Source organism: Gordonia gummivorans (assembly GCF_022513585.1).
Lineage (GTDB): Bacteria > Actinomycetota > Actinomycetes > Mycobacteriales > Mycobacteriaceae > Gordonia.
On sequence record NZ_JAKWBF010000049.1, the window covers coordinates 1 to 20,511 of the forward strand.

Consider the following 20,511-nt stretch of genomic DNA (forward strand, 5'->3'; position numbering starts at 1 on the left):
GTATTTGCCCAGTTCAGCGGTTCGGTCACCGGACTTTCGGGTCAGGGAGCGGCGACGGTGCAGTCGGCGCAGGTGCCGAACACCTCGACGGTGTGGTTGATGCCGGTGAATCCGTGCTCGCGAGCGATGCGCGTCGCCCACCTCTCGACCGGTTCGGCCTGGACCTCGACGGTGGTCCCGCACGACCGGCACACGAGGTGGTGGTGATGATTGGCCGAGCAGTGCCGATATCGGGTCTCGCCGGAACCGTCCCACAACACGTCGATCTGACCGGATTGGCTGAGCGCCTGCAGGTTTCGGTACACGGTGGTGAGTCCGATGGATTCGCCGCGGGCTCGAAGGGCGTCGTGCAGTTCTTGTGCCGAACAGAAATCGTCGGTGGCGGCGAGTGCGTCGGCGATCGCGGCGCGTTGACGCGTGGAGCGGATGCCGGTGACCGGCTGCGGCCCGGTCACCGTGCCTCCGCAGCTGCGTCGGAGACCTGGGCGTCGGGCGCGGCGACCTCCATGGCGTGGACGAGCGCGTCGTTCACGATGTGGGCAATGTGATCGTCGAGGAGTTCGTAGGTGATCTCGCGGCCGTTGCGCTGTCCGCGCACCACTCCGGCGTCCTTGAGGACGCGCAGATGCTGGCTGACCAGAGGTTGGCTGAGATCGAGTCGCCCGACCAGTTCGTGTACGCATTGGACTCGTTCACGAAGGGCGAGAACGATCGCGATCCGGGTCGGGGAAGCCAGCGCGCGCAGCAGATCGCTCGCGGCCTCCCGCGCCACGGTAGATTGGCGCAGATCGAATTCGTGAGCCGACATTTGGTGGGACCTTCTCCTCGTGGGTTTCCTGCCATCTTATCGGAAGCGATTGTCAAAGAGTCGACGCTTGGCCGCGCGACCGGATCGAACGTCGGGGCGAAGGAGCGGAGAGTGTCGGGATCGTCGGAAGCACCGCCTGTCGACCGGGCGGCGTTCCCGGTTCTGGTGCTCGGGCTGCTTCTGTGGTTTATCGCGCTGGGCTGGTTCCTCCTGCGCGTGGATCTGTGGATCTTTGGCCTCATCGCTGCGGCTGTGATGTGGTTTCTGTGTCTGGTGGGTGTGGTCTGCGCGGTGATGGGTGCTGTCCGGATGCGCCGTCCGGCGGTGGCAGTTCTCGCCGTGCTGCCGGTGATGGTGTTCGGCACCGTCATCGTCGGAGACTGGGCCGCTGCATCACCCCGAGCCTGGTTCATCACTCATCGCGCCCTCTACGACCAGGCCCTTAACGTCGATCCCGGCGACGACTATTACGGACAGAGCCTTCCTCTGCATCTGCGATACCTGACGGTCGACGGCCGGGTCTCCGGCGGCGACATCAAATTCTTTCCCTTGTGGATCGGAACTCCCGACGATGCAGGTGGCATTCTGCATAGTCCGGGAAGATCACCCGCGGGTTTCGACATGTACGGCATGATGTGCCGAGACCCGGTCTCGCTCGGCGACGACTGGTGGATGTGTGGTGTGAAGTCCTGACGGCGATCCGTCAGGGTTGAGTGCGCTGACGCACTCGTGGGCCGGGTACCGCGTCGGGTCCGGCGACCGCCAACGCATAGGTCGCGACACCGTAGGCCACCGCCGACGCATTGACCGCGAGCGCGCCGTTGTTCACGTTGTCGATGGTGTCCCTGGGCGAGTGGTAGTTCGGATCGAACGGTTGCCCGGCCGTCCCGCCCCAGAGTCGGACCTGCTCCGGTGTCTTCTTCTGTTCGGCGCCGGTGTCCACGCCGCCCGCGGGTACGCCGATTGCGATGAAGGGGCCGTAGTCGGACCGGCCGTCGAAGTCGCCGGGCTGCGTGGTGATCGGTTGCGCCGGGAAGGTCGCGTAGAAGCGGTTGAGGACTCGCTCGATGCCGGCCGAGCCGTCGGGACCCGGACCTGCTCCGTCACGCGCCGAGTCGTCGCCGTCGTAGACGAAGTACCCGAAATTCGGGGAGCCGAGCATGTCGAAGTTCAGGTACAGCGCCAGCGCCTGCCGCTGCGGTACGTCGAGCGACTCGACATACCGGGTGGAGCCGATGAGCCCTTCTTCCTCGGCTCCCCAGAACGCGAAACGCACGGCGCGCGCCACCCGCGGAGCAGAGCCGAGTCGCAGCGCGGTCTCGAGCAGGGCGGCGGTTCCGGTGCCATTGTCGTTGATGCCCGGCCCGGCCGGCACGCTGTCGAGGTGTGCTCCGGCCAGCACGACGTCGTCGGCGCTGCCTGTGGTGGTTTGCGCGATCACGTTGCGCGACAAGATCTTCTTGTTCCCGGCAGTAACCGACAGGCTGATCGACCTCGCCGCACGCACCTGGTCGCCTGCGCCTGCCGCGACGCCGACCACCGGGATCGTCGGCACCGGCGGTTCCTCGTCGCCGAGCGTCGCGCCGGCCAGTTTTCCCGGAACGTTGTTGACGACGATGACGCCGCGTGCGCCGGCCGCCTCGGCGAGTCGCGCCTTGTCGACGAACTGGCAGGTGCCTCGGGTGACGACCGCGATCGCGCCGCGCGTGGCCGCCGGATAGTCGGACGCAACACACCCGAATCCGCCGACCGTGACCGGGTTTCCGGTCACCGGATGGTCGCCGGTGCCCGTCGTGTACTGCAGGACCGTCGCGTCGATCGCGATGCCGTCGGCCTTCAGATCCACCGGACCGGACTCGAAACGGGTGTACTCGAAGGTCGGTGTCGAGACGGTGAAACCCGCTCGGCGCAACATGTCCGCGACGTAGTCGACCGATGCGTCGTAGCCCGGCGTGCCGGCCGCGCGGTTGCCATGGTGATCGTCGGCCACCTGCTGTAGGGCCTTCAGATGCCGCGTGACGTTGTCGACGGTGACCCCGCGTGCCAACGATTCGGGGCTGAGGTCTGTGATCGGCGGTGCGATGCTCGGCGGCGACGAGATGCTGGTGTTCTCGGCGCTCTTCTGAGCTGCCTGGTCACCGGCGGACGCGCAACCGCTCACGACCAGCAGAAGCGCGAGGGTCGTGGCGATCAGCGTGCGCTTGCGCAGGATCACGGCCTCAGGGTAGCGGTCAGGACAGGCATCCCGTCGGCAGGGACATGACCAGCGAGTACCAAACGATCGGGGATTCATTCGGGTGGGATACCACCGCCCGCCGAGACCTAGCCCACAGTCAGTTGTTCGCGTCCGCGGTAGCGATTCGGGGTCCGGTGAGCGCGACGGCTACCCTGTAGAGGTTGTTCGTTCGCCGCAGGTGGACGCCGACGACCGTCCCGATCCCAACGTCCGTGGAGAGCACATCATCGTGGCCGCCGCCCAGTCCAATCGAGTTGATCCCGTCGTGAACCTGGCCAAGCGCCGGGGCCTGGTCTACCAGTGCGGTGAGATCTACGGTGGGACGAAATCGGCGTGGGACTACGGTCCGCTCGGCGTGGAACTCAAGGACAACATCAAGCGGCAGTGGTGGCGCACCATGGTCACGAGTCGCGACGACGTGGTCGGCCTCGACTCGTCGGTCATCCTGCCGCGTCAGGTGTGGGAGGCGTCGGGCCATGTAGAGGTCTTCACCGACCCGCTCGTGGAGTCGCTCTACACGCACAAGCGCTATCGTGCCGATCACCTCATCGAGGCCTACGAGATCAAGCACGGCCACGCGCCGGCCAACGGGCTCGCCGACATCAACGATCCCGAGACCGGCCAGCCGGGCAAGTGGACCGAACCGAAGGCATTCTCGGGCCTGATGAAAACCTTCCTCGGTCCGGTCGACGACGAGGAGGGTCTGCACTACCTCCGCCCGGAGACCGCGCAGGGCATCTTCATCAACTTCAAGAACGTGATGACCACCGCGCGCAAGAAGCCGCCGTTCGGCATCGCCCAGATCGGCAAGAGCTTCCGCAACGAGATCACGCCGGGCAACTTCATCTTCCGCACCCGCGAGTTCGAGCAGATGGAGATGGAGTTCTTCGTCAAACCGGGCGAGGACGAGGAATGGCACCAGTACTGGATCGACCAGCGTTTCGACTGGTACGTGAAGCTCGGCATCGATCCGGAGAATCTCCGGCTGTTCGAACACCCCAAGGACAAGCTGTCGCACTACTCCAAGCGCACGGTCGACGTGGAGTACAAGTTCGGTTTCGCAGGTAATCCGTGGGGTGAACTCGAGGGTGTCGCCAACCGCACCGACTTCGACCTGTCCACCCACAGCAAGCACTCGGGCGAGGATCTGAGCTTCTTCGACCAGGCCAGTGGCGAGCGGTACACGCCGTTCGTCATCGAGCCGGCAGCCGGTCTCACGCGTTCGTTGATGGCCTTCCTGTGCGATGCCTACACCGAGGAAGAAGTGCCGAATGCCAAGGGGGGCACCGACACTCGCACTGTCCTCAAGCTCGACCGACGCCTGGCGCCGATCAAGGTGGCGGTGTTGCCGCTGTCGCGCAACGAGAAGCTCTCACCCAAGGCCCGCGATCTCGCGACCGAACTGCGCGGACACTGGAACGTCGAGTTCGACGACGCGCAGGGCATCGGCAAGCGTTACCGCCGTCAGGACGAGATCGGTACACCGTTCTGCGTGACCGTCGACTTCGACACCCTCGACGACCAGGCGGTCACGATCCGTGAGCGCGACACCATGAGTCAGGAACGGGTCGCCCTCGACAAGGTTGCCGAATACCTGGCGGGCGAGCTCATCAGAGCCTGACCGTCCGTTGACTGGGCGTCCCAAACCGTTGACCGTGCGTCCTCGTGGGCATCGATCTCGCCGATCGATTCCGCTTGACCTGCGATTGTCTGTCACAATTGAGGGCGAGTTTGCCGTGCGCGCGGACAAGGGGTCCGGCCGCGCAGGCGGAGGAGAGTGAGTGGAGTCGTGGCGGTCAGCGGGAAAGTCGTTCATTACGACACGAATCGGGGTTTCGGGTTCTTGGCGCCGGAGTCGGGTGGCGCCGATGTGTTCCTGCACATCAACGACATCGACATCGACGAGAACTCGCTGAAGCCGGGTGCCAAGGTGTCCTTCGACGTCGAGGAAACCGATCGGGGCGCCAAGGCGATCAACGTCGCGGTGACCGAGGAGGCCCCTGCCGACGATTCGGCGAATGCCCGTGCTCACCGTCGTGAAGAACACCACGGTGGCGGCCGCGGTCATGGAGATCGTGACCGGGACCGCGGACATGATCGTGGTCACCGGGGCGAACGTCGTTCGCGGGGCGGTGCAGGCACGCTCGATTCTGCCGCCTTCACCGAGGAACTCACCGAGCTGCTGCTCGACTCGTCGGGCGATCTGACGGCCGCCCAGATTGTCGCGATTCGACGTCGGGTCACCGAATTCGCCGTCGCCCGAGGCTGGGTGCTTGACTAGCTTTCCCACCGCCGCGGGTCACATCGCACCGCCGATGGCGGACTACGGCCTCGAGGCGACCGAGCGGATAGTGCCGGAAGGTGCCAAGGTGGCGAGCCTCCCCGGCACCCGCACGGATCACCGCAGCGACTTTGCCCGTGACCGCGCGCGCGTCCTGCATTCGGCCGCGTTGCGTCGGCTCGCCGACAAAACCCAGGTCGTCGGTCCGCGCGAGGGTGACACCCCGCGGACCCGGTTGACGCATTCGCTCGAGGTCGGGCAGATCGGCCGGGGTATCGCGATCGGGCTCGGTGCCGAACCCGACCTCGTCGAACTCGCCGGCCTGGCACACGACATCGGCCATCCACCGTACGGACACAACGGCGAACGCGCGCTCGACGAGGTCGCCGCCGATCACGGCGGCTTCGAGGGCAACGCGCAGAATCTCCGCATCCTGAGTCGGCTCGAACCCAAACTGCTCGACGACGAGGGCCGTAGCGCTGGGCTCAACCTCGCGCGGGCGTCGCTGGATGCGACGCTGAAGTACCCGTGGACCCGTCGCGCACCGGGCACCAAGTTCGGTGCGTACGACGACGACGCCGAGGTGCTCGCCTGGATTCGCCGTGGCGCCCCCGAGGGCCGTCAATGCGTCGAGGCGCAGATCATGGACTGGTCCGACGACGTCGCCTATTCGGTGCACGACCTGGAGGACGGGGTGATTGCCAACCGCATCGATCTGCGCACGCTCGCCGATCCGCAAGACCAGCGTGCACTTGCCGAGATCGGTCTGCGGGAGTTTCCGGGCCTGGAACTCGAGGCGCTCATCGACGCCGCGAAGCGTCTCTCCCGCATGGACATCGTCCGGTCTGTCGGCGTGTTCGACGGCACCCTCGACAACTATGTGACGCTCAAACGGCTGACGAGTGAGTTCATCGGCCGGTTCGCGTCGGCCGCGATCACCGGTACCCGTGCCGAGGTGGGTGACCGGCCGGTGTCGCGCTACGACGCCGACCTCGCGGTCCCACAGATGGTCGCCGCCGAGGTGCTGATGCTCAAGACGCTGGCGCTGCGGTTCATCTTCTCCAACGAGCGGCACAAGGCGACGCAGCACCGCCAGCGCGAACGCATCCACCGGGTCGCGGACTGGTTCTTGGCGGCCGCGCCGGGTGGACTCGACCCGATCTTCGTACCCGCCTGGAACGACGCGGCCGACGACACCGCTCGCATGCGGGTCGTCGTCGACCAGATCGCGTCGATGACCGAAGGTCGGCTCGAACGCACCGACAAACAGAACTCGGGCGCACAAGCGCACCTGGGCTGATCTGAGCTAGCACCCACCTCAGCCGGCAGGCGGCTTCAACTCCTGCGCCAGCATGACGAGGATGCCGCTGGGCCCGCGCACGTACGTGAGTTTGTACACGTCGGCATAATTCGCGACGCCCCGCAGCGGGTGGCACCCATGCCGTGCGGCGATCTCGAGGGCCTCGTCGATGTCGTCCACCGAGAAGGCGACCCGGTGCATGCCGATCTCGTTGGGGAGGGTGGGGTCGGTCTCGATCGCCTGCGGGTGGATGTATTCGAAGAGTTCGAGAGTGCCGTGACCGTCCGGCGTCTGCAGCATCGCGATCTTCGCGTGGTTGCCGTCGAGGCCGACGGCGGTGTCGGTCCACTCGCCGCTGACCGTCTCCCGGCCGACCACCGTCAGACCGAGGTCGGTGAAGAAGGCGATCGTCGCCTCGAGGTCGCGCACGGCGATGCCGACATTCTCCAGTTTGATGGCCACGAGTCGGATGCTACCGGCTGGGGACGTGGCCGGAACCGGACCCGCGGACGTCACTACACTGGTCGCGTGGCAGGCCGAATCCCCGATCGCGACATCACGGCAATCCGTGAGCAGACGCGCATCGAGGACATCGTCGGCGAGTACGTGGCACTTCGCCGCGCCGGCGCCGACAGCCTCAAGGGTCTGTGCCCCTTCCACGACGAGAAGACACCGTCGTTTCACGTCCGCCCCAATCACGGACACTTCCACTGCTTCGGCTGCGGAGAGGGCGGCGACGTCTACAGCTTCCTGCAGAAGCAGGAACACGTCAGCTTCGTCGAGGCCGTCGAACAGCTCGCCGACCGGATCGGCTACCAGATCAACTACGAGGGTGGCGGGACCGCGATCAAACGCGACCGTGGAACCCGGGCACGGCTGGTCGCCGCCAACGCTGCCGCGCACAAGTTCTACGTGGCCGCACTGCAGACGCCGGAGGCGCAGAAGGCGCGCGACTATCTCACCGAACGCAACTTCGACGCGGCAGCGGCTGCGCAGTTCGGCTGTGGATACGCCCCCGACGGGTGGGACTCGATGTCCAAAGCTCTTCTGTCACAAGGCTTCGAGTTCGACGAACTGAAGGCCGCCGGGCTCTCGACCGAGGGGCGGAAGGGACCGATCGACCGCTTCCGGCGTCGGCTGCTGTGGCCCATCCGCAACCTCGGTGGCGACATCATCGGTTTCGGTGCCCGCAAGTTGTTCGACGACGACAACATGGGCAAGTACATGAACACGCCGGAAACCATGTTGTACAAGAAGTCTCAGGTGCTCTTCGGCCTCGACCACGCCAAAAAGAACATCGCCAAGGGTCACCAGGTGGTGGTGGTCGAGGGCTACACCGATGTGATGGCAATGCATCTCGCGGGCGTCACCACCGCCGTCGCATCGTGCGGCACCGCGTTCGGCGAAGACCACCTGGCGCTGATTCGCCGTCTGATGATGGACGATTCGTACTTCCGCGGCGAGGTCATCTACACCTTCGACGGTGACGGCGCCGGAAAAGCGGCGGCGCTCAAGGCTTTCGAAGGTGAGCAGAGTATCTCCGGGCAGACGTTCGTGGCGATCGCGCCCGACGGCATGGACCCGTGTGAGCTGCGCCAGGACAAGGGCGACGCCGCGGTCCGCGATCTCATCGCGCGTCGGGTCCCGATGTTCGAATTCGCGATCCGCACGCTTCTCGGTGGCCATGATCTCGACACCGCTGAAGGCCGGGTGCATGCGTTGCGCGAGACCGTGCCCGTGGTGGCGCGGATCAAAGACATCGCCCTGCGGGACGAGTACGCGCGTCAGCTCGCCGGCTGGGTCGGCTGGGAGGACGTCGGACAGGTGCTCGGTCGGGTCCGTGAAGAGGGCGCAAAGGTCATGCGCGCGAACACCTCCCGGGACAGCGGAACAACCGGATCAGGTCGGGCGGTGCGCAAGGGTCGGCCCGAGGCGGCGACCCGGCCGGCACCCGCCCGCCCGCGCGCCAACGATCCGACGCTCTGGCCGCAGCGGGAGGCGCTGAAAGCTGCCCTGCAGTATCCAGCGATCGCCGGGACCGTCTTCGATTCGCTTCCGTCGGAGTGTTTCACCGATCCCTCCTACGGCGCGATCCGCGAGTCCATGGCCAACGTCGGTGGGACGTCGTCGGGGCTGGGCGGCGCGGAATGGGTCGACGTGGTGCGGTCTGCCGTCGACGATCCGATCGATCCGCTGGTCACCGAACTCGCCGTCGAGAGCATGCCGGTCGACGAACTCAACATCGCCCGCTACATCAGTTCCGTGCTGGCGCGGTTGCAGGAGGTGTGGGTCGGCGCCCAGATCGCCGACATCAAGTCCCGTCTGCGCCGCATGGCACCCGGGGAAGATCCCGACGGGTACCACGCGGTGTTCGGCGACCTCGTCGCGCTGGAAGCCTACCGGCGAAGTCTGCTGGAACAGGCCGTCGACCCCATCGCCTGACGCCGGTCACCGCTGCGACGTCGGCGGGGGAGCGACCACCGACATCGTCCGTGTGCGGCCAGCGCCCGCGACGAGTGGTGCCGAATTGGAGAACGCGAGTGCTACAGCACTCGCGTCCTCCGATTCAACTCTAGTTCTCGCAGCTCGACGCGGGATGTGGCCAGAACAGTGCCCAGGCCGCGCCCGACCTGGCCGGCGATGTCCTCGGGCCACACCCTGTGCCGACTCGGCTCAACGGTGTTCTGCAGCACACAGGTTCTCCAACGGGACACTGAGTGTCCGAGGCGCTTCCTCGGCAGGTTGCTTTTCCCAGTTCAGCGGGGTCGGTCACCCAACCCTTCGGATCAGGCGGCCGACCGCGACCCCGGGCGCAATTCCTCCGGATACAGCGGGCGGTGCGGATCCTCGGCGTTGTAGCGGCATCCGCCGGTGTAGGTGTGCGCGCCGTCGCACCGGTCGGGCGTCGGGCGTGGACGACCCCAGATGTAATGCGTCAAGTGCTCGCCTCCCCGTGAGCATGTATGAGTCATGCTCAGTATGGGGCGGCACCTGTCCGAATGGTCAGGTCGAGAGGCGAGATGTCACGCAACGTTTGCAATTGTTGGCGGCATCACACCAGGTGGGACGGGTGCCGGGAGGTTTCGATCACCCGCGCCGAATGTAGGCCTGCTATTCGCAGGCGATGCCGTCGCCGTCACGGTCGAGTCCGGGGCGGTATCCGTCGTCGCCCTTCTTCAAGGGCGCGACTCCGGCATCCCGTGCGGCCTGACAGTTCTTGTAGTAGGCGACCGGTGTCGGGGCGGCATCAGCGGTGGGTGCTGCCAAACCGCCGGCGATCACCGCGCCGGCCAGAATCCCGCCGGCTGCAATACATTTCGTCAACTTCATCGTTGTTCCTCGGTTCTTCGTCGTGCGGTGGCGGCAGTCTAGCGTGCCGAGCCTGTGCCGTATTCGGCGAACGGACGCGATGTCATCTGAACAGACGAGGGCTCAGGTGAAGCACGTCGAGAGCACTCGACGCATCGCGTCCTTCTCGGCGGCGGTCACCCAGAGGCCGTAGGTGTATTTGACAGTCACCTGATCGGAGACGTAGGTGCACCGGAACGCCTTGTTGGGTGGGAGCCACGTCGCGGTGTCACCATCGCCCTTGCGCTGGTTGGCCGCGCCGGAGACCGCCCGGAGATTGCGCGGATCGTTGGCGAAGTCGCGCCGTTTGTCGGGCGTCCACTGCTGAGCGCCCTTCTGCCAGGCGTCGGACAACGCGACCACGTGATCGATTTGCACACGCGCGGATTGCGGTCCACGAACAAACGCGATCGTCGTACCGGTGTAGGGGTCGACGAGAGTGCCGGAGAGCACCACGCAGTCTCGAGTCCCGGGCTTGAGGCGGACGTCGCGCAGGTCTCGTCGAAGAATGTCGTTGCGGGTGTCGCAGCCGTTGTGGCCCTCGGCCACCGAGACATCGTCGGACCATGCCTGGCCGAATTTGGTCCGCGAATAGCCGGTTCTCGGCGCGCGTCCCTTGACGACCAGCGCGTCGAGCCGGCGAAGCACCGGCGAGGTCGGCGGGATACTGGGCGAAACACCGGGCGGCGACATCGACGGGGGTGTGACGGTCGGGGGTGCGACGGACGGGGGTGTCGCCGACGGGGATACCGATAACGACGACGGCGCTGTGACGGGGGTTGCCGTTGCGCATCCCGGCGTCGCCGCCAGCGCGACGATCAGCGCAATGGTGGCTGCGCCCCGAACGTCCATGACCTCACACTCACATACCGCCCCGGTGAGTGGTTCGCCGCCCCCCGGCACAAACTTGTGTAGATATATGCGTAGGTATGCAGGTAATCTGATAGTGCTTGTCGATTGAAACGGCTGGGGAGGGCGTATGTCGTCGATCTTCGCAATGCGCGACTACCGGCATCTCTTCGGTGCCCAGATCGCGGCGCTGTTCGGGACCGGACTGACGACCGTTGCGCTCGGCTTGCTCGCCTTCGAGTTGGCCGGGCCTCGCGCCGCGGCAGTACTCGGGACGGCACTGGCGCTGAAGATGGTCACCTACGTTGTCGTGGCGCCGGTCGCCGCCGCGTTCGCCGATCGGCTTCCGCGACGGTTCATGTTGGTGGGGCTGGACGTCGTTCGCGCGGCGGTGGTGATCGTGCTGCCGTTCGTCGAGCACGTCTGGCAGGTCTACGTGCTGATCGTGATCCTGCAGTCGGCGTCGGCCGCGTTCACCCCGGCGTTTCAGGCGGTGTTGCCGGATCTGCTGCCCGACCGGGAGCAGTACACGCGCGCGCTGTCGTACTCGCAGCTCGCCGCCACGATGGAGACGTTGCTGTCGCCGCTGTGTGCCGCGGTGGTGATGGCGCTGGTGAGCTTCCACTGGCTGTTCGTCGCCACGTCGGTGGGTTTCGTGTGTTCGGCGGCGCTCGTCATGACCAGCCGCATTCCCGGCGCCACGGCGCCGGAAGGCGATGCCCACGTATTCGACAAGACCGTCGCGGGCCTGCGTATCTTCGCCGCCACGCCCCGCCTGCGGGGGCTGGTGGGAATGGACCTGGTTGTCGCGGCGGTCGGTTCTGTCGTCATCGTCAACACCGTCAACTATGTCCGCGAGACTCTCGGCCGATCCGACACGGACGTGGCGGTGTTGTTGGCGTGCAACGGCTTCGGTGTGATGCTCGCGGCGCTGTCGGTCCCGGCGCTACTCCGGCGCGTGCACGAGCGGCGCGTGATGCTGTCCGGTTGTGTGGTGCTTGTCTGCGCTGTCATCGCTGCAGTGGTGCTGTCGTGGGCCGCGTCGGCCGCGTGGTGTTGGGCGGCGGCCGCGGCGATCTGGGCGGTCATCGGCGTCGGGACCGGACTGGTGCTGACCCCAACCGGCCGGGTGCTGGCGCGTTCGAGTTCATCGACCGACCGCCCAGCCGTGTTCGCGGCGCATTTCTCGCTGTCGCACGCGTGCTGGCTGATCGCCTACCCGGTTGCCGGTTGGGGTGCCACAATGCTGGGCTACACGCCGACGTGGATGCTTCTTACCGCGCTGGCCGCCGCAGGTGCCTGGGTGGCCCGACGTTCGTGGCCGCGACGGGATCCAGAGGTCCTCGACCACGTGCATGTCGGACCGGGCGTCGGCGAGCACGTCACCCACGCCGTGCCACTCGGCGATGGTCGGTGGCGGCACGCCCATCCGTTTGTCATCGATCGGGAGCACGACCGTTGGCCCGATCTCGCGCGCTCGACATGAATACGATCAGGTCATGAGCCCCGACGACCGACTCGCCGACGGACTTGCCGACGATCAGGTCGCCCTTGTGGTCGAGGTGTTCCGGATGCTCGCCGACCCCACGCGGGTCCGGCTGCTGTGGGAGCTCACCGCCGGCGAGCTGTCGGTGTCGGAATTGGCTGCGGCCGTGGGAAAGCCGCCGTCGTCGACGTCGCAGCACCTGGCCAAGTTGCGCATGTCGCGGTTGGTCCGGACCCGTCGGGAGGGGACGACGATCTTCTACGGCCTCGAGAACGATCACGTACGCCAACTCGTCGTGGACGCGGTCCGTAATGCCGAACACGCGGGCCCCGGCGTGCCCGCCCACCATCGCGGTGACGCGGTGAGAGACATTCTTTGAGTGGGGCGGGCGGGGCTCGAACCCGCGACCAATGGATTATGAGTCCACGGCTCTAACCGACTGAGCTACCGCCCCTCGGACCACGATTGCGCAGCGCGGTCCGCGGGTGGAGATTACCGCACACCTGCGCGAGACCATCGTCGCGGTCGCGGTGAAACCGTCGACTGTCGACGGGACGGTAGACTGGCCGAACCGCAAACGACGACACCGGGGGAGATTCCACGATGACCGGGGCGAATGAGCTACCCGAGAGTCTTGTGGATGTTGCCGGTCGCCGGATCCGCGCCGAGATTTTGTCCGGTGCGCTGGCGCCGGGCCAGAAGATCGTCGAGGAGACCTTGTGCGCCGACCTGGGGATCAGCCGGGCGCCGGTTCGGGAGGCGCTGCGGTTGCTGGCGCAGCAGGGGTTGGTGGAGCATCAGCCGCGACGCGGAACTCGCGTGGCGGAGTGGTCGCCGCGAGACATCTTGCAGCTCTTCGAACTTCGTCAGCTGTTCGAGCGGTTTGCGGTCGAGTCCGCGTTGCCGCTCGACGATCCCGAAACTCAACTGGCGCCGGTGCGCGCGGCGATCGACGAGATGCGACGGGCCGCCGATGATCTGGCCAAGGACGACGCGCATCGCAAGTTCCACGCCGCCGTGGTCGGGTTGGCCGGCAACCGGCAGCTCGACATTGCGCTCGAGCCGATTCTGCTGAAGCTCCAGTTGCCGATGGCGGTGAATCTCCGTGCGGAGACCGTCGATCACCATGGACCCGACGACGGGTTGCACCGCCACCAGGCGATTCTCGAAGCGCTGGAGGAGGGCGACGCGGGCACCGTGGTCGCTGCCCTGCGTGACCACGGGCACCTGCACTACCTGGGGCTCGTGTCAGCGAGTGCGGCTGCGTCCGAGGAGCCTGCGCAGAACTAGGGAGACACGCCCTAACACAATCGACACACAACCGTTCCTCAGGCGCCATGATTCTGTCGACAATCGACGGTATGACCAACTTGTCCGGGCCGACGACGGGTCCGACGATTGCCGAAATCCTCGACAGCCACCTGCAGGGAAGTGGGTCGCCGACGCGGACGGCACGTGCCGTCGCCGACGCGATCGAAGCCCGCGGGGACGACGGAACGTGGTTGTCGACCGTGCCGCGGGAGGAGTTGCTGGCCGCGGCGGCCGATCTCGAGAACCGTCCGGGCGCACGAGATCTGCCGCTGTACGGGGTGCCATTCGGAGTCAAGGACTCGATCGACGTCGCAGGCGTGCCGACAACGCTCTCCTGTCCCGACTTCGCCTATGTCGCAACGGAAACCGCGCCCTCGGTGCAGAGATTGCTCGACGCCGGGGCCCTGTACGTCGGCAAGACCAACCTCGATCAGTTCGCGACCGGACTCAACGGCACCCGTACGCCGTACACCGTCCCGCGCGGGGTATACGGAAACGGCATGATCTCCGGTGGTTCGAGTTCGGGTTCGGCCTTGGCCGTCGCACTCGGCGAGGTGCCGTTTGCGGTGGCCACCGACACCGCCGGTTCGGGACGAGTTCCGGCCGCGCTCAACGGCATCGTCGGCTACAAGCCGTCGCGCGGGCTGATCAGCACGGTCGGTCTGGTGCCGGCCTGTAAGTCGTTGGACTGCATCACGATGATGGCCGGCTGCATCGACGACGTGGACCGGGTGATGTCGGTGATGGCCGGACCCGACGATCGGGATCCGTGGTCACGCGCGGCCGGCGCCAAACACTCCGCGACGTCGATAACCGTGGGTTTGCCGCCGGTCGAGGAGCTGGAGTTCTTCGGCGACGACGCGATGCGCGACGCCCACCTGGCATTCCGCAACAAGTTGGCGCATGTGTCGTTGGCGGCCGGCGGGCACATGGTCGGTGTCGAGGTGGCCGACGTCTCCTTGGCTCCCTTCCTGGCGGCGGGTGAACTGCTCTATTCGGGACCGTGGGTGGCCGAGCGGCTCGTTGTGTTCGGTGATTTCCTTGCCGAGCAACCGGATTCGATCTTCCCCGTGGTTCGCGACATCTTGCGCAGCGGCGAGAAGTACTCGGCCGTGGACGCATTCACGGCGATGCAGCGCCTACAGGAACTGCGCGCCGAGGTCGGACGGTTGTGGCAGCAGATGGACGTTCTCGTCGTCCCGACCATCGGTCGCACGTTCACCGTCGACGAGGTGCTCGCGCAACCGATCGACGCCAACACGATGCTCGGGCACTACACCCACTTCGGCAATCTGCTCGACCTCGTGGGTGTCGCTGTCCCGCAGAGCACCACCGCGGACGGACGCCCCCACAGCGCGATGCTGCTCGGGGCGGCATTGACCGACGATGTGGTGCTCACGCTGGCAGCGGCATTGCTCGACGAGCCACGGGATAGCGGCGTGGACGCCTCGGTCCAGGCAGCGGTCTCGTCCTGATATCGGTACGCAATCTCCCTCGCTTCATCCATCAACGTTTCGGAAGGCCACACCCCCATGCCCACTCCCGTCACCGTTCCGGCGTTGCCGGAACCGCTCGAACTCGACCTGGATCACACCGCCCTGATCATCATCGACATGCAGCGAGACTTCCTGCTGCCCGGTGGATTCGGCGAAACCCTCGGCAACGACGTCGCGCAGTTGCAACGGGTCGTCGAACCGCTCGCCGCACTACTTGCCGCGGCACGCGCAGCCGGGATGCTCGTCATCCACACCCGAGAAGGGCATCTGCCGGATCTCTCCGATTGCCCGCCTGCGAAGTTGAATCGCGGCGCGCCGTCGAAACGCATTGGTGATCCGGGCACATTCGGCCGCATCCTGATCCGTGGCGAGTACGGCCACGACATCGTCGACGAACTCGCCCCCGCCGACGGCGAAGTGGTCATCGACAAGCCGGGGAAGGGGGCATTCTATGCAACCGATCTCGCCAAGGTGCTGGCCGACAACGAGATCACCCAGCTGCTGGTCACCGGTGTCACCACCGAGGTGTGCGTGCACACCACCACACGCGAGGCCAATGATCGTGGTTTCGAGTGCGTCGTCGTATCCGATTGCGTTGGTTCGTATTTCCCCGAGTTTCAGCGCGTCGGGCTGGAGATGATCGCCGCGCAGGGCGGCATCTTCGGCTGGACCGCATCCGGCGCCGACCTCATACCGCTGTTGGCCGCCTCCGTCGACACCACTGTCGAGCCGACCGCTGCCAGCGCCTGAACCTGCAGAAGTCCCGCCAATCTCGCGAGCCAGCGTCGTCCCGCGCCTCACCCCAGAGTTCCGCCGAGAATCCGAAAGGGAATCCCCATGAGCGCCACCACCGAACCTGCTCCACCTGCTGATCCCCCAACTCCGACACCAACTCTCAAGGTCCCGTGGTGGACTCGCGGTGACACGAACGCATTCTTCGGCCTCGGGTTCAACATCCTCGTCAACGTTCTGACACTCACCGGTCTGATGATCGCTGTGGTGGGCGTCAAGGCCGACGACGTGCTCGGGACGGTGCTGCCCGCACTCGGCGTCGCCCTGATCCTCGGCAATCTGTACTACACGTTCCTGGCGCGCCGACTGGCCTCCAAGGAGGGCCGCGACGACGTCACGGCCTTGCCGTACGGGCCGAGTGTGCCGCACATGTTCATCGTCGTGTTCGTCGTCATGCTGCCGGTCTATCTGAACACCAAGGACGCGATGCAGGCGTGGCAAGCGGGCCTCGCCTGGGCGTTCATGATCGGTGTCATCGTGATGATCGGCGCGTTCGTCGGGCCGTACATCCGCAAGATCACGCCGCGCGCTGCGATGCTGGGCACGCTGGCCGGCATCTCGATCACCTTCATCTCGATGCGCCCGGCCGCGCAGATGTGGGAGGCGGCCTGGATCGGCCTGCCGGTGCTCGCGATCATTCTCATCGGCTTCTTCACCGACGTGAAGCTGCCCGGCGGAGTTCCGGTCGGTTTGGCGGCTCTTCTGGTCGGTACGGCGATTGGCTGGATCGGTGGCTTCATGTCGGTGCCGGACCTCACGTCGGCCGTCGAGAACGTCGCGGTAGGCATCCCTGACCAGCGATTTGACCTCCTGTTCTCCGGACTCGGTGACCTCGCGCCGCTGTTGGGCACGGCGATTCCGCTCGGCGTCTACAACTTCACCGAGGCGATGAGCAACGTGGAGAGCGCCGCTGCGGCGGGCGACAACTACAACCTCCGCAGCGTCCTGCTGGCCGACGGCGCGGGCGCGTGCATCGGTGCGGCCTTCGGCTCGCCGTTCCCGCCGGCCGTGTACATCGGGCATCCCGGGTGGAAGGACGCTGGTGGACGGTCGAGCTACTCGCTGGCCAGCGGCATCGCGATCGGCCTGCTGTGCTTCCTGGGTCTCTTCGGCGTGCTCGAGGCGCTGTTGCCGGTACCCGCGATCGTGCCGATCCTGCTGTACATCGGTCTGCTCATCGGTGCCCAGGCATTCCAGGCCGTGCCGCGACTCCACGCGGTGGCCGTGGTCGCCGCGATCATCCCCAACCTCGCGCAATGGGGATCAGGACTGATAGACAATGCGCTCGCCGCCGTCGACACGACTGCCGACAAGGTGGGCATGGAGGCGCTGAACAGCGCAGGCGTCGTCTACGACGGCATGCGCACGCTGGGGGAGGGAGCGGTGCTCGTCGGCCTGATCCTGGGTGCGATCGTCACCTTCATTCTCGACAAGAAGTTCCACTTCGCGGCCATCGCCGCACTGGTGGGTGCCGCGTTGTCCTTCATCGGCCTGATCCACGCTCCGGAAGTGGCCTGGGCGGCGAGTCCCGAGGTAGCGCTGGGCTACCTGATGTTCGCAGTGATCTGCATCGCCTACTGGTTCCTACCGGGGGCACGCACACCAGTCACCGTCGACGAAGCCGACGTCGTCGCCGGTCACTGAGGCGCCGGTCACTGACCACGAACGCGCCTGCCCCGGACTGACGTAGCGTCCGGGGCAGGCGTTTTGTTCTCCGGGGAGTCCATGCGCTAAAGTCAGCGTTCGGTTCACCTGCTGAATCGTCACCGACAAGGTGGGCGAGCCGAGAGCAATCCCCCATAGCTCAATTGGCAGAGCATTCGACTGTTAATCGAACGGTTACTGGTTCGAGTCCAGTTGGGGGAGCAAGTAAACCGCCTGGTCACGGGCGGTTTTTTGTTTCCGTGGACCTAGCACGTGCAACTATCGTGCAATTGGTCGCCTGGTGTGTGAATACGAACGGCCCCGGTTGGTGCTCCAACACCTTCCAGGGCCTCGACACACCGGAGGCTCTTCCGATGCATCGTCATCACACCCTATCGCTCGTTGTGGGAGCCGTTGCGTTCCTGCTCGGCGCGTACTTCATCCCGATCGGCGGCATGTCCCTCTGCATCGAGCTGGGGTGGCACGCATGAGCACCGTCATCGATTCGACGTTCCACGCCTGCTGCAACGCGATCGGCGGACACGCTGACGGTTGCCAAGCAGCCGACCGCCGCACACGACTCATCTCAGAAACCCGGCACCTCATTCAGCAGGTCGACACCCGAGCACTCACCACCGACGAACTTCATGACTTCGTTCTGTTGCTGCGGTGCTTCCTCCCTCAACCTGCCGGATCGGTAGTGGTTCAGCGATGAGCGCCACCGACAGTCAGCTCACCGCGTGGTGGAACCTGCATGACGTCGCTCGCGAGGTGGGTGTCGACGTCGACCAACTTCGGGCCGCGTTGCACGACCTTGAAGACCAGCTCGAGAACGGTGCGGCCGGGCAATTGCCCGGCCACGTCGGCGAGCTGGCGTACACAGTCCGGCAAGGCGTGATCGCTGTGTGCCGTAAGGGCACTGCCGAGTCCTCGAACCTGACGGCAGCGCAGCTGTTCCGCGCTGCGGACGCGCTCGGGATGCGCGCCTCTGAATTGCTCGGGGTCATCGAATGATCGGCGACGATCGCAGTGCGCTCCTCGAGCGTCTAGCCCAGTTGTTCGACGCATTCGAGTGCACCTGCATGACGACGAGCCAGCTCCACATGCTCACTGTCGTCATGGAGGCGATCACGCGGACACCCGCGCGGCCCGCTGACCGTGACATGTGGTTGAGCGAGTGCACCGACGCCTGCCGATCCCTCGAACCGTCGACGCTCGATACCGATGCCTTGATCGTGGCCGCACACATACTGCGCAGTGTCCGTGGCAGCACCGCACCTCACCGACCGGTACTCACTCTCGTCTGACCTGTCGCGGTGCTGATCACCGCGACTGCCCTCACGGTGAACCGTGGCGCTCATCCCCACGGTTGCCGGTTCGATTCCGGCCAGGGCTCGACGCACGCGACCAATTCGACTGCGTGCCCGTCGCTCTCGCACAGTCCGACGCAAACCGACTGACGTGCCGTAGCTCAGTCCCCAACCGGCACTTGGGGCCACCGATCCCGACCTCGCGAACCGAGACCCGGTGCCACAGCGATACCGCCTACCCTCCGGGTCAGGTGGCAACACGCCGTGGCCGGACGCGATAGGGGCATGGATTCGTGGAGACGCCGGGGACGGGGCAACGACACCGGCACCCTTGGGTTCCTTCTGGCTCTGCTCGGGCAGTGTCCGCCCCGAGTGCGTGAGGAACGTGCCTCGTCGGGAGTCAGTGACTACTCGTCACTGACTCCCGAGTGAGGAACGTGCCGATCTACAGATTATGAATGCTGTTGTGGCAGTGGATGCATTCGCCGGTAGCGGGGTGTGTGGCTGTTGGGTCGTTGCCGAGTTGGGATAGTTCGGCGAGCTGGTCGTCGGTGATGAACCGCGAATCGGCAACGGGCGGTTCGGGATCGGTGATCGGAGCAGGATCGGCAGGTGTAGTCTCAGAACACACCTGATTCCGTAGCGCCTCCTGAACCTGTCGTGTGCCGGTCCCCGTCGCGCTCGCTATCGCCCGAATCGACAACCCCGACTCCCGCAACGACGCAACAAACTTCCGAGCGTTCTTCACGCGGTAGACGCAACCGCGACGTACCAAACTCGCGAGTGCAGTAGTCGTCCCACGACGAATAGCCGAGAACATCCCATGCCCGCTCGACGTACGCCTGCGTGATCAGATGCCACACAGCTTCCACACCGACCTTGATCTGATCCGTCAGCGCGCGGGCGGACAGTGCATGCCTTGGCTTTGCACTTACGGGCCACGTTGGCGCGGGACAGGTTGCCTTCGGCCTTGGCTTCATCGATTGCTTCGATGAACTGGGTGTCGGATACGTCGTCGGTCATGTCGTAGATGCCACTACCGCCACGGTTGTTTGGCGTGGTATTGACCGTGCAGCTCGCTTGATGACGCGAAATCGGATGGGGTCGGCTTTCGATCTGATTCTTCTGTAGATTCAGATCGCCTTCCGGCCTTCACCTCTCGGCGGTGCACGCCCAGCCGAGTCGCGCGTGCCTTGGTTTCTTCAGGTGTCTCAAACAATCCCGTTCGCCTGGCCTTCTCGAATCCCGACCCCGAGACCCCGTTCGGCGCGGCGGCAGAACTCGGCGGCGTCGCAGGCGACCTCTTCAACGGCAAGGAGGTAGTCCCGCACCTGGCGCGCCACGCCGGAGTCACGCAGCAGCATCCCAACTCGTAGGACCGCGCGGCGCGGAAAGAGGGCGATGGTGCTGGCAGAGGAGGGGAGTTTGGTTTGAAAACTCTCCTCGAATGCCGATCGGGTGACAACCCGGTAACCGTCCGCTTCGATCTCGTCGCGGTTGTTGCGGACGAGGGTGCGAACGGTTTCCTTCGGCACGCCATAGAAGGCGGCGACGCTTTCGGTCATCACGTGCATGTCGTCGGGCAGTGTGGCGAGCACGCCCACCTTGTCGAGGACATCGGCGCGGCATCAGTCGTCGTCCTCGCCCAGC

Annotated in this window: 22 protein-coding genes and 2 tRNA genes; 15 read left to right on the forward strand and 9 right to left on the reverse strand. The window is 65.7% G+C overall.

What is annotated here, in order from left to right; all coding sequences use genetic code 11:
• Positions 1–41: 41 nt before the first annotated feature.
• Together MKW15_RS23285 and MKW15_RS23290 are read right to left on the reverse strand one after the other, a co-directional pair.
• A complete protein-coding gene (locus MKW15_RS23285) occupies positions 42–455 on the reverse strand; it encodes a Fur family transcriptional regulator (RefSeq protein WP_240862607.1) in 414 nt (137 codons plus the stop codon).
• A complete protein-coding gene (locus MKW15_RS23290) occupies positions 452–808 on the reverse strand; it encodes an ArsR/SmtB family transcription factor (protein ID WP_240862609.1) in 357 nt (118 codons plus the stop codon). Before MKW15_RS23290 ends, MKW15_RS23285 begins: the two co-directional genes overlap by 4 nt.
• Before the next feature lie 111 nt (positions 809–919).
• Between MKW15_RS23290 and MKW15_RS23295 the strand changes: the two genes are divergently transcribed.
• Positions 920–1,501 carry a hypothetical protein gene (locus MKW15_RS23295; RefSeq protein WP_240862611.1) on the forward strand — a complete coding sequence of 194 codons (582 nt, stop codon included), beginning with the start codon at positions 920–922 and terminating at the stop codon, positions 1,499–1,501.
• Between the two features lie 10 nt (positions 1,502–1,511).
• Here MKW15_RS23295 and MKW15_RS23300 read toward each other — a convergent pair whose 3' ends face one another.
• Positions 1,512–3,017, reverse strand: a complete 1,506-nt coding sequence (locus tag MKW15_RS23300; RefSeq protein ID WP_276615311.1) for a M28 family metallopeptidase — start codon at positions 3,015–3,017, stop codon at positions 1,512–1,514.
• 256 nt (positions 3,018–3,273) lie between these two features.
• Here MKW15_RS23300 and MKW15_RS23305 point away from each other — a divergent pair, with 256 nt between their 5' ends.
• The 3 genes from MKW15_RS23305 to MKW15_RS23315 all read left to right on the forward strand — a co-directional run bounded on the left by MKW15_RS23305 (position 3,274) and on the right by MKW15_RS23315 (position 6,625).
• Positions 3,274–4,665, forward strand: a complete 1,392-nt coding sequence (locus MKW15_RS23305; RefSeq protein WP_240862643.1) for a glycine--tRNA ligase — start codon at positions 3,274–3,276, stop codon at positions 4,663–4,665.
• A gap of 168 nt (positions 4,666–4,833) precedes the next feature.
• On the forward strand, positions 4,834–5,325 hold the full coding sequence (locus MKW15_RS23310; RefSeq protein WP_240862646.1) for a cold-shock protein: 492 nt from the start codon (positions 4,834–4,836) through the stop codon (positions 5,323–5,325).
• Positions 5,326–5,359: 34 nt separating this feature from the next.
• A complete protein-coding gene (locus MKW15_RS23315; protein ID WP_240862648.1) occupies positions 5,360–6,625 on the forward strand; it encodes a deoxyguanosinetriphosphate triphosphohydrolase in 1,266 nt (421 codons plus the stop codon).
• 18 nt (positions 6,626–6,643) lie between these two features.
• Here the strand turns inward: MKW15_RS23315 and MKW15_RS23320 are convergent, their stop codons facing one another.
• Positions 6,644–7,087, reverse strand: coding sequence for a VOC family protein (locus tag MKW15_RS23320; protein ID WP_240862616.1), 444 nt, complete (start codon positions 7,085–7,087; stop codon positions 6,644–6,646).
• A 66-nt stretch (positions 7,088–7,153) separates the two neighbouring features.
• Between MKW15_RS23320 and dnaG the strand changes: the two genes are divergently transcribed.
• Positions 7,154–9,067, forward strand: a complete 1,914-nt coding sequence (gene dnaG, locus MKW15_RS23325) for a DNA primase (RefSeq protein ID WP_240862618.1) — start codon at positions 7,154–7,156, stop codon at positions 9,065–9,067.
• 344 nt (positions 9,068–9,411) lie between these two features.
• Here dnaG and MKW15_RS23330 read toward each other — a convergent pair whose 3' ends face one another.
• From MKW15_RS23330 to MKW15_RS23335, 3 genes are all read right to left on the reverse strand, one after another.
• The gene (locus MKW15_RS23330; RefSeq protein ID WP_240862620.1) at positions 9,412–9,564 is read right to left on the reverse strand and encodes a hypothetical protein; all 153 of its coding nucleotides are present in this window, start codon (positions 9,562–9,564) and stop codon (positions 9,412–9,414) included.
• 172 nt (positions 9,565–9,736) lie between these two features.
• A complete protein-coding gene (locus MKW15_RS24740) occupies positions 9,737–9,955 on the reverse strand; it encodes an excalibur calcium-binding domain-containing protein (RefSeq protein ID WP_308221097.1) in 219 nt (72 codons plus the stop codon).
• A 102-nt stretch (positions 9,956–10,057) separates the two neighbouring features.
• A complete protein-coding gene (locus tag MKW15_RS23335; RefSeq protein WP_308221098.1) occupies positions 10,058–10,825 on the reverse strand; it encodes an HNH endonuclease family protein in 768 nt (255 codons plus the stop codon).
• A gap of 127 nt (positions 10,826–10,952) precedes the next feature.
• Between MKW15_RS23335 and MKW15_RS23340 the strand changes: the two genes are divergently transcribed.
• A complete protein-coding gene (locus tag MKW15_RS23340) occupies positions 10,953–12,308 on the forward strand; it encodes an MFS transporter (RefSeq protein WP_240862622.1) in 1,356 nt (451 codons plus the stop codon).
• Positions 12,309–12,321: 13 nt separating this feature from the next.
• Positions 12,322–12,687 carry an ArsR/SmtB family transcription factor gene (locus MKW15_RS23345; protein ID WP_240862624.1) on the forward strand — a complete coding sequence of 122 codons (366 nt, stop codon included), beginning with the start codon at positions 12,322–12,324 and terminating at the stop codon, positions 12,685–12,687.
• Position 12,688: 1 nt separating this feature from the next.
• Here MKW15_RS23345 and MKW15_RS23350 read toward each other — a convergent pair.
• Positions 12,689–12,762, reverse strand: a tRNA-Ile gene (locus MKW15_RS23350).
• 149 nt (positions 12,763–12,911) lie between these two features.
• Here MKW15_RS23350 and MKW15_RS23355 point away from each other — a divergent pair.
• The 8 genes from MKW15_RS23355 to MKW15_RS23390 all read left to right on the forward strand — a co-directional run bounded on the left by MKW15_RS23355 (position 12,912) and on the right by MKW15_RS23390 (position 18,858).
• The gene (locus MKW15_RS23355; RefSeq protein WP_240862626.1) at positions 12,912–13,598 is read left to right on the forward strand and encodes a GntR family transcriptional regulator; all 687 of its coding nucleotides are present in this window, start codon (positions 12,912–12,914) and stop codon (positions 13,596–13,598) included.
• A 71-nt stretch (positions 13,599–13,669) separates the two neighbouring features.
• Positions 13,670–15,094 (forward strand): allophanate hydrolase, encoded by a 1,425-nt coding sequence (locus tag MKW15_RS23360; RefSeq protein WP_240862628.1) that lies wholly within the window; start codon positions 13,670–13,672, stop codon positions 15,092–15,094.
• Positions 15,095–15,151: 57 nt separating this feature from the next.
• The gene (locus MKW15_RS23365; RefSeq protein WP_240862631.1) at positions 15,152–15,865 is read left to right on the forward strand and encodes a cysteine hydrolase family protein; all 714 of its coding nucleotides are present in this window, start codon (positions 15,152–15,154) and stop codon (positions 15,863–15,865) included.
• Positions 15,866–15,952: 87 nt separating this feature from the next.
• Positions 15,953–17,551: a SulP family inorganic anion transporter gene (locus tag MKW15_RS23370; RefSeq protein WP_240862633.1), complete on the forward strand. Its 1,599-nt coding sequence runs from the start codon at positions 15,953–15,955 to the stop codon at positions 17,549–17,551.
• Between the two features lie 149 nt (positions 17,552–17,700).
• Positions 17,701–17,773, forward strand: a tRNA-Asn gene (locus MKW15_RS23375).
• 265 nt (positions 17,774–18,038) lie between these two features.
• Positions 18,039–18,266, forward strand: coding sequence for a hypothetical protein (locus MKW15_RS23380; protein ID WP_240862635.1), 228 nt, complete (start codon positions 18,039–18,041; stop codon positions 18,264–18,266).
• Positions 18,263–18,565 carry a hypothetical protein gene (locus MKW15_RS23385; RefSeq protein ID WP_240862637.1) on the forward strand — a complete coding sequence of 101 codons (303 nt, stop codon included), beginning with the start codon at positions 18,263–18,265 and terminating at the stop codon, positions 18,563–18,565. Before MKW15_RS23380 ends, MKW15_RS23385 begins: the two co-directional genes overlap by 4 nt.
• Positions 18,562–18,858: a hypothetical protein gene (locus tag MKW15_RS23390; protein ID WP_240862639.1), complete on the forward strand. Its 297-nt coding sequence runs from the start codon at positions 18,562–18,564 to the stop codon at positions 18,856–18,858. The genes MKW15_RS23385 and MKW15_RS23390 overlap by 4 nt, the downstream gene beginning before the upstream one ends.
• Before the next feature lie 1,214 nt (positions 18,859–20,072).
• Here MKW15_RS23390 and MKW15_RS23395 read toward each other — a convergent pair.
• Positions 20,073–20,459 (reverse strand): hypothetical protein, encoded by a 387-nt coding sequence (locus MKW15_RS23395; RefSeq protein WP_240862641.1) that lies wholly within the window; start codon positions 20,457–20,459, stop codon positions 20,073–20,075.
• Positions 20,460–20,511 lie beyond the last annotated feature (52 nt).

Bases quoted from the DNA above. Each gene is read 5' to 3' on its own strand.
- MKW15_RS23370 (WP_240862633.1), top strand. From the start codon at position 15,953: ATGAGCGCCACCACCGAACCTGCTCCACCTGCTGATCCCCCAACTCCG.
- MKW15_RS23390 (WP_240862639.1), top strand. From the start codon at position 18,562: ATGATCGGCGACGATCGCAGTGCGCTCCTCGAGCGTCTAGCCCAGTTG.
- MKW15_RS23365 (WP_240862631.1), top strand. From the start codon at position 15,152: ATGCCCACTCCCGTCACCGTTCCGGCGTTGCCGGAACCGCTCGAACTC.
- MKW15_RS23360 (WP_240862628.1), top strand. From the start codon at position 13,670: ATGACCAACTTGTCCGGGCCGACGACGGGTCCGACGATTGCCGAAATC.
- MKW15_RS23340 (WP_240862622.1), top strand. From the start codon at position 10,953: ATGTCGTCGATCTTCGCAATGCGCGACTACCGGCATCTCTTCGGTGCC.
- MKW15_RS23335 (WP_308221098.1), bottom strand. From the start codon at position 10,825: ATGGACGTTCGGGGCGCAGCCACCATTGCGCTGATCGTCGCGCTGGCG.
- MKW15_RS23380 (WP_240862635.1), top strand. From the start codon at position 18,039: ATGAGCACCGTCATCGATTCGACGTTCCACGCCTGCTGCAACGCGATC.
- MKW15_RS23355 (WP_240862626.1), top strand. From the start codon at position 12,912: ATGACCGGGGCGAATGAGCTACCCGAGAGTCTTGTGGATGTTGCCGGT.
- MKW15_RS23385 (WP_240862637.1), top strand. From the start codon at position 18,263: ATGAGCGCCACCGACAGTCAGCTCACCGCGTGGTGGAACCTGCATGAC.
- MKW15_RS23345 (WP_240862624.1), top strand. From the start codon at position 12,322: ATGAGCCCCGACGACCGACTCGCCGACGGACTTGCCGACGATCAGGTC.
- MKW15_RS24740 (WP_308221097.1), bottom strand. From the start codon at position 9,955: ATGAAGTTGACGAAATGTATTGCAGCCGGCGGGATTCTGGCCGGCGCG.
- MKW15_RS23315 (WP_240862648.1), top strand. From the start codon at position 5,360: ATGGCGGACTACGGCCTCGAGGCGACCGAGCGGATAGTGCCGGAAGGT.
- MKW15_RS23290 (WP_240862609.1), bottom strand. From the start codon at position 808: ATGTCGGCTCACGAATTCGATCTGCGCCAATCTACCGTGGCGCGGGAG.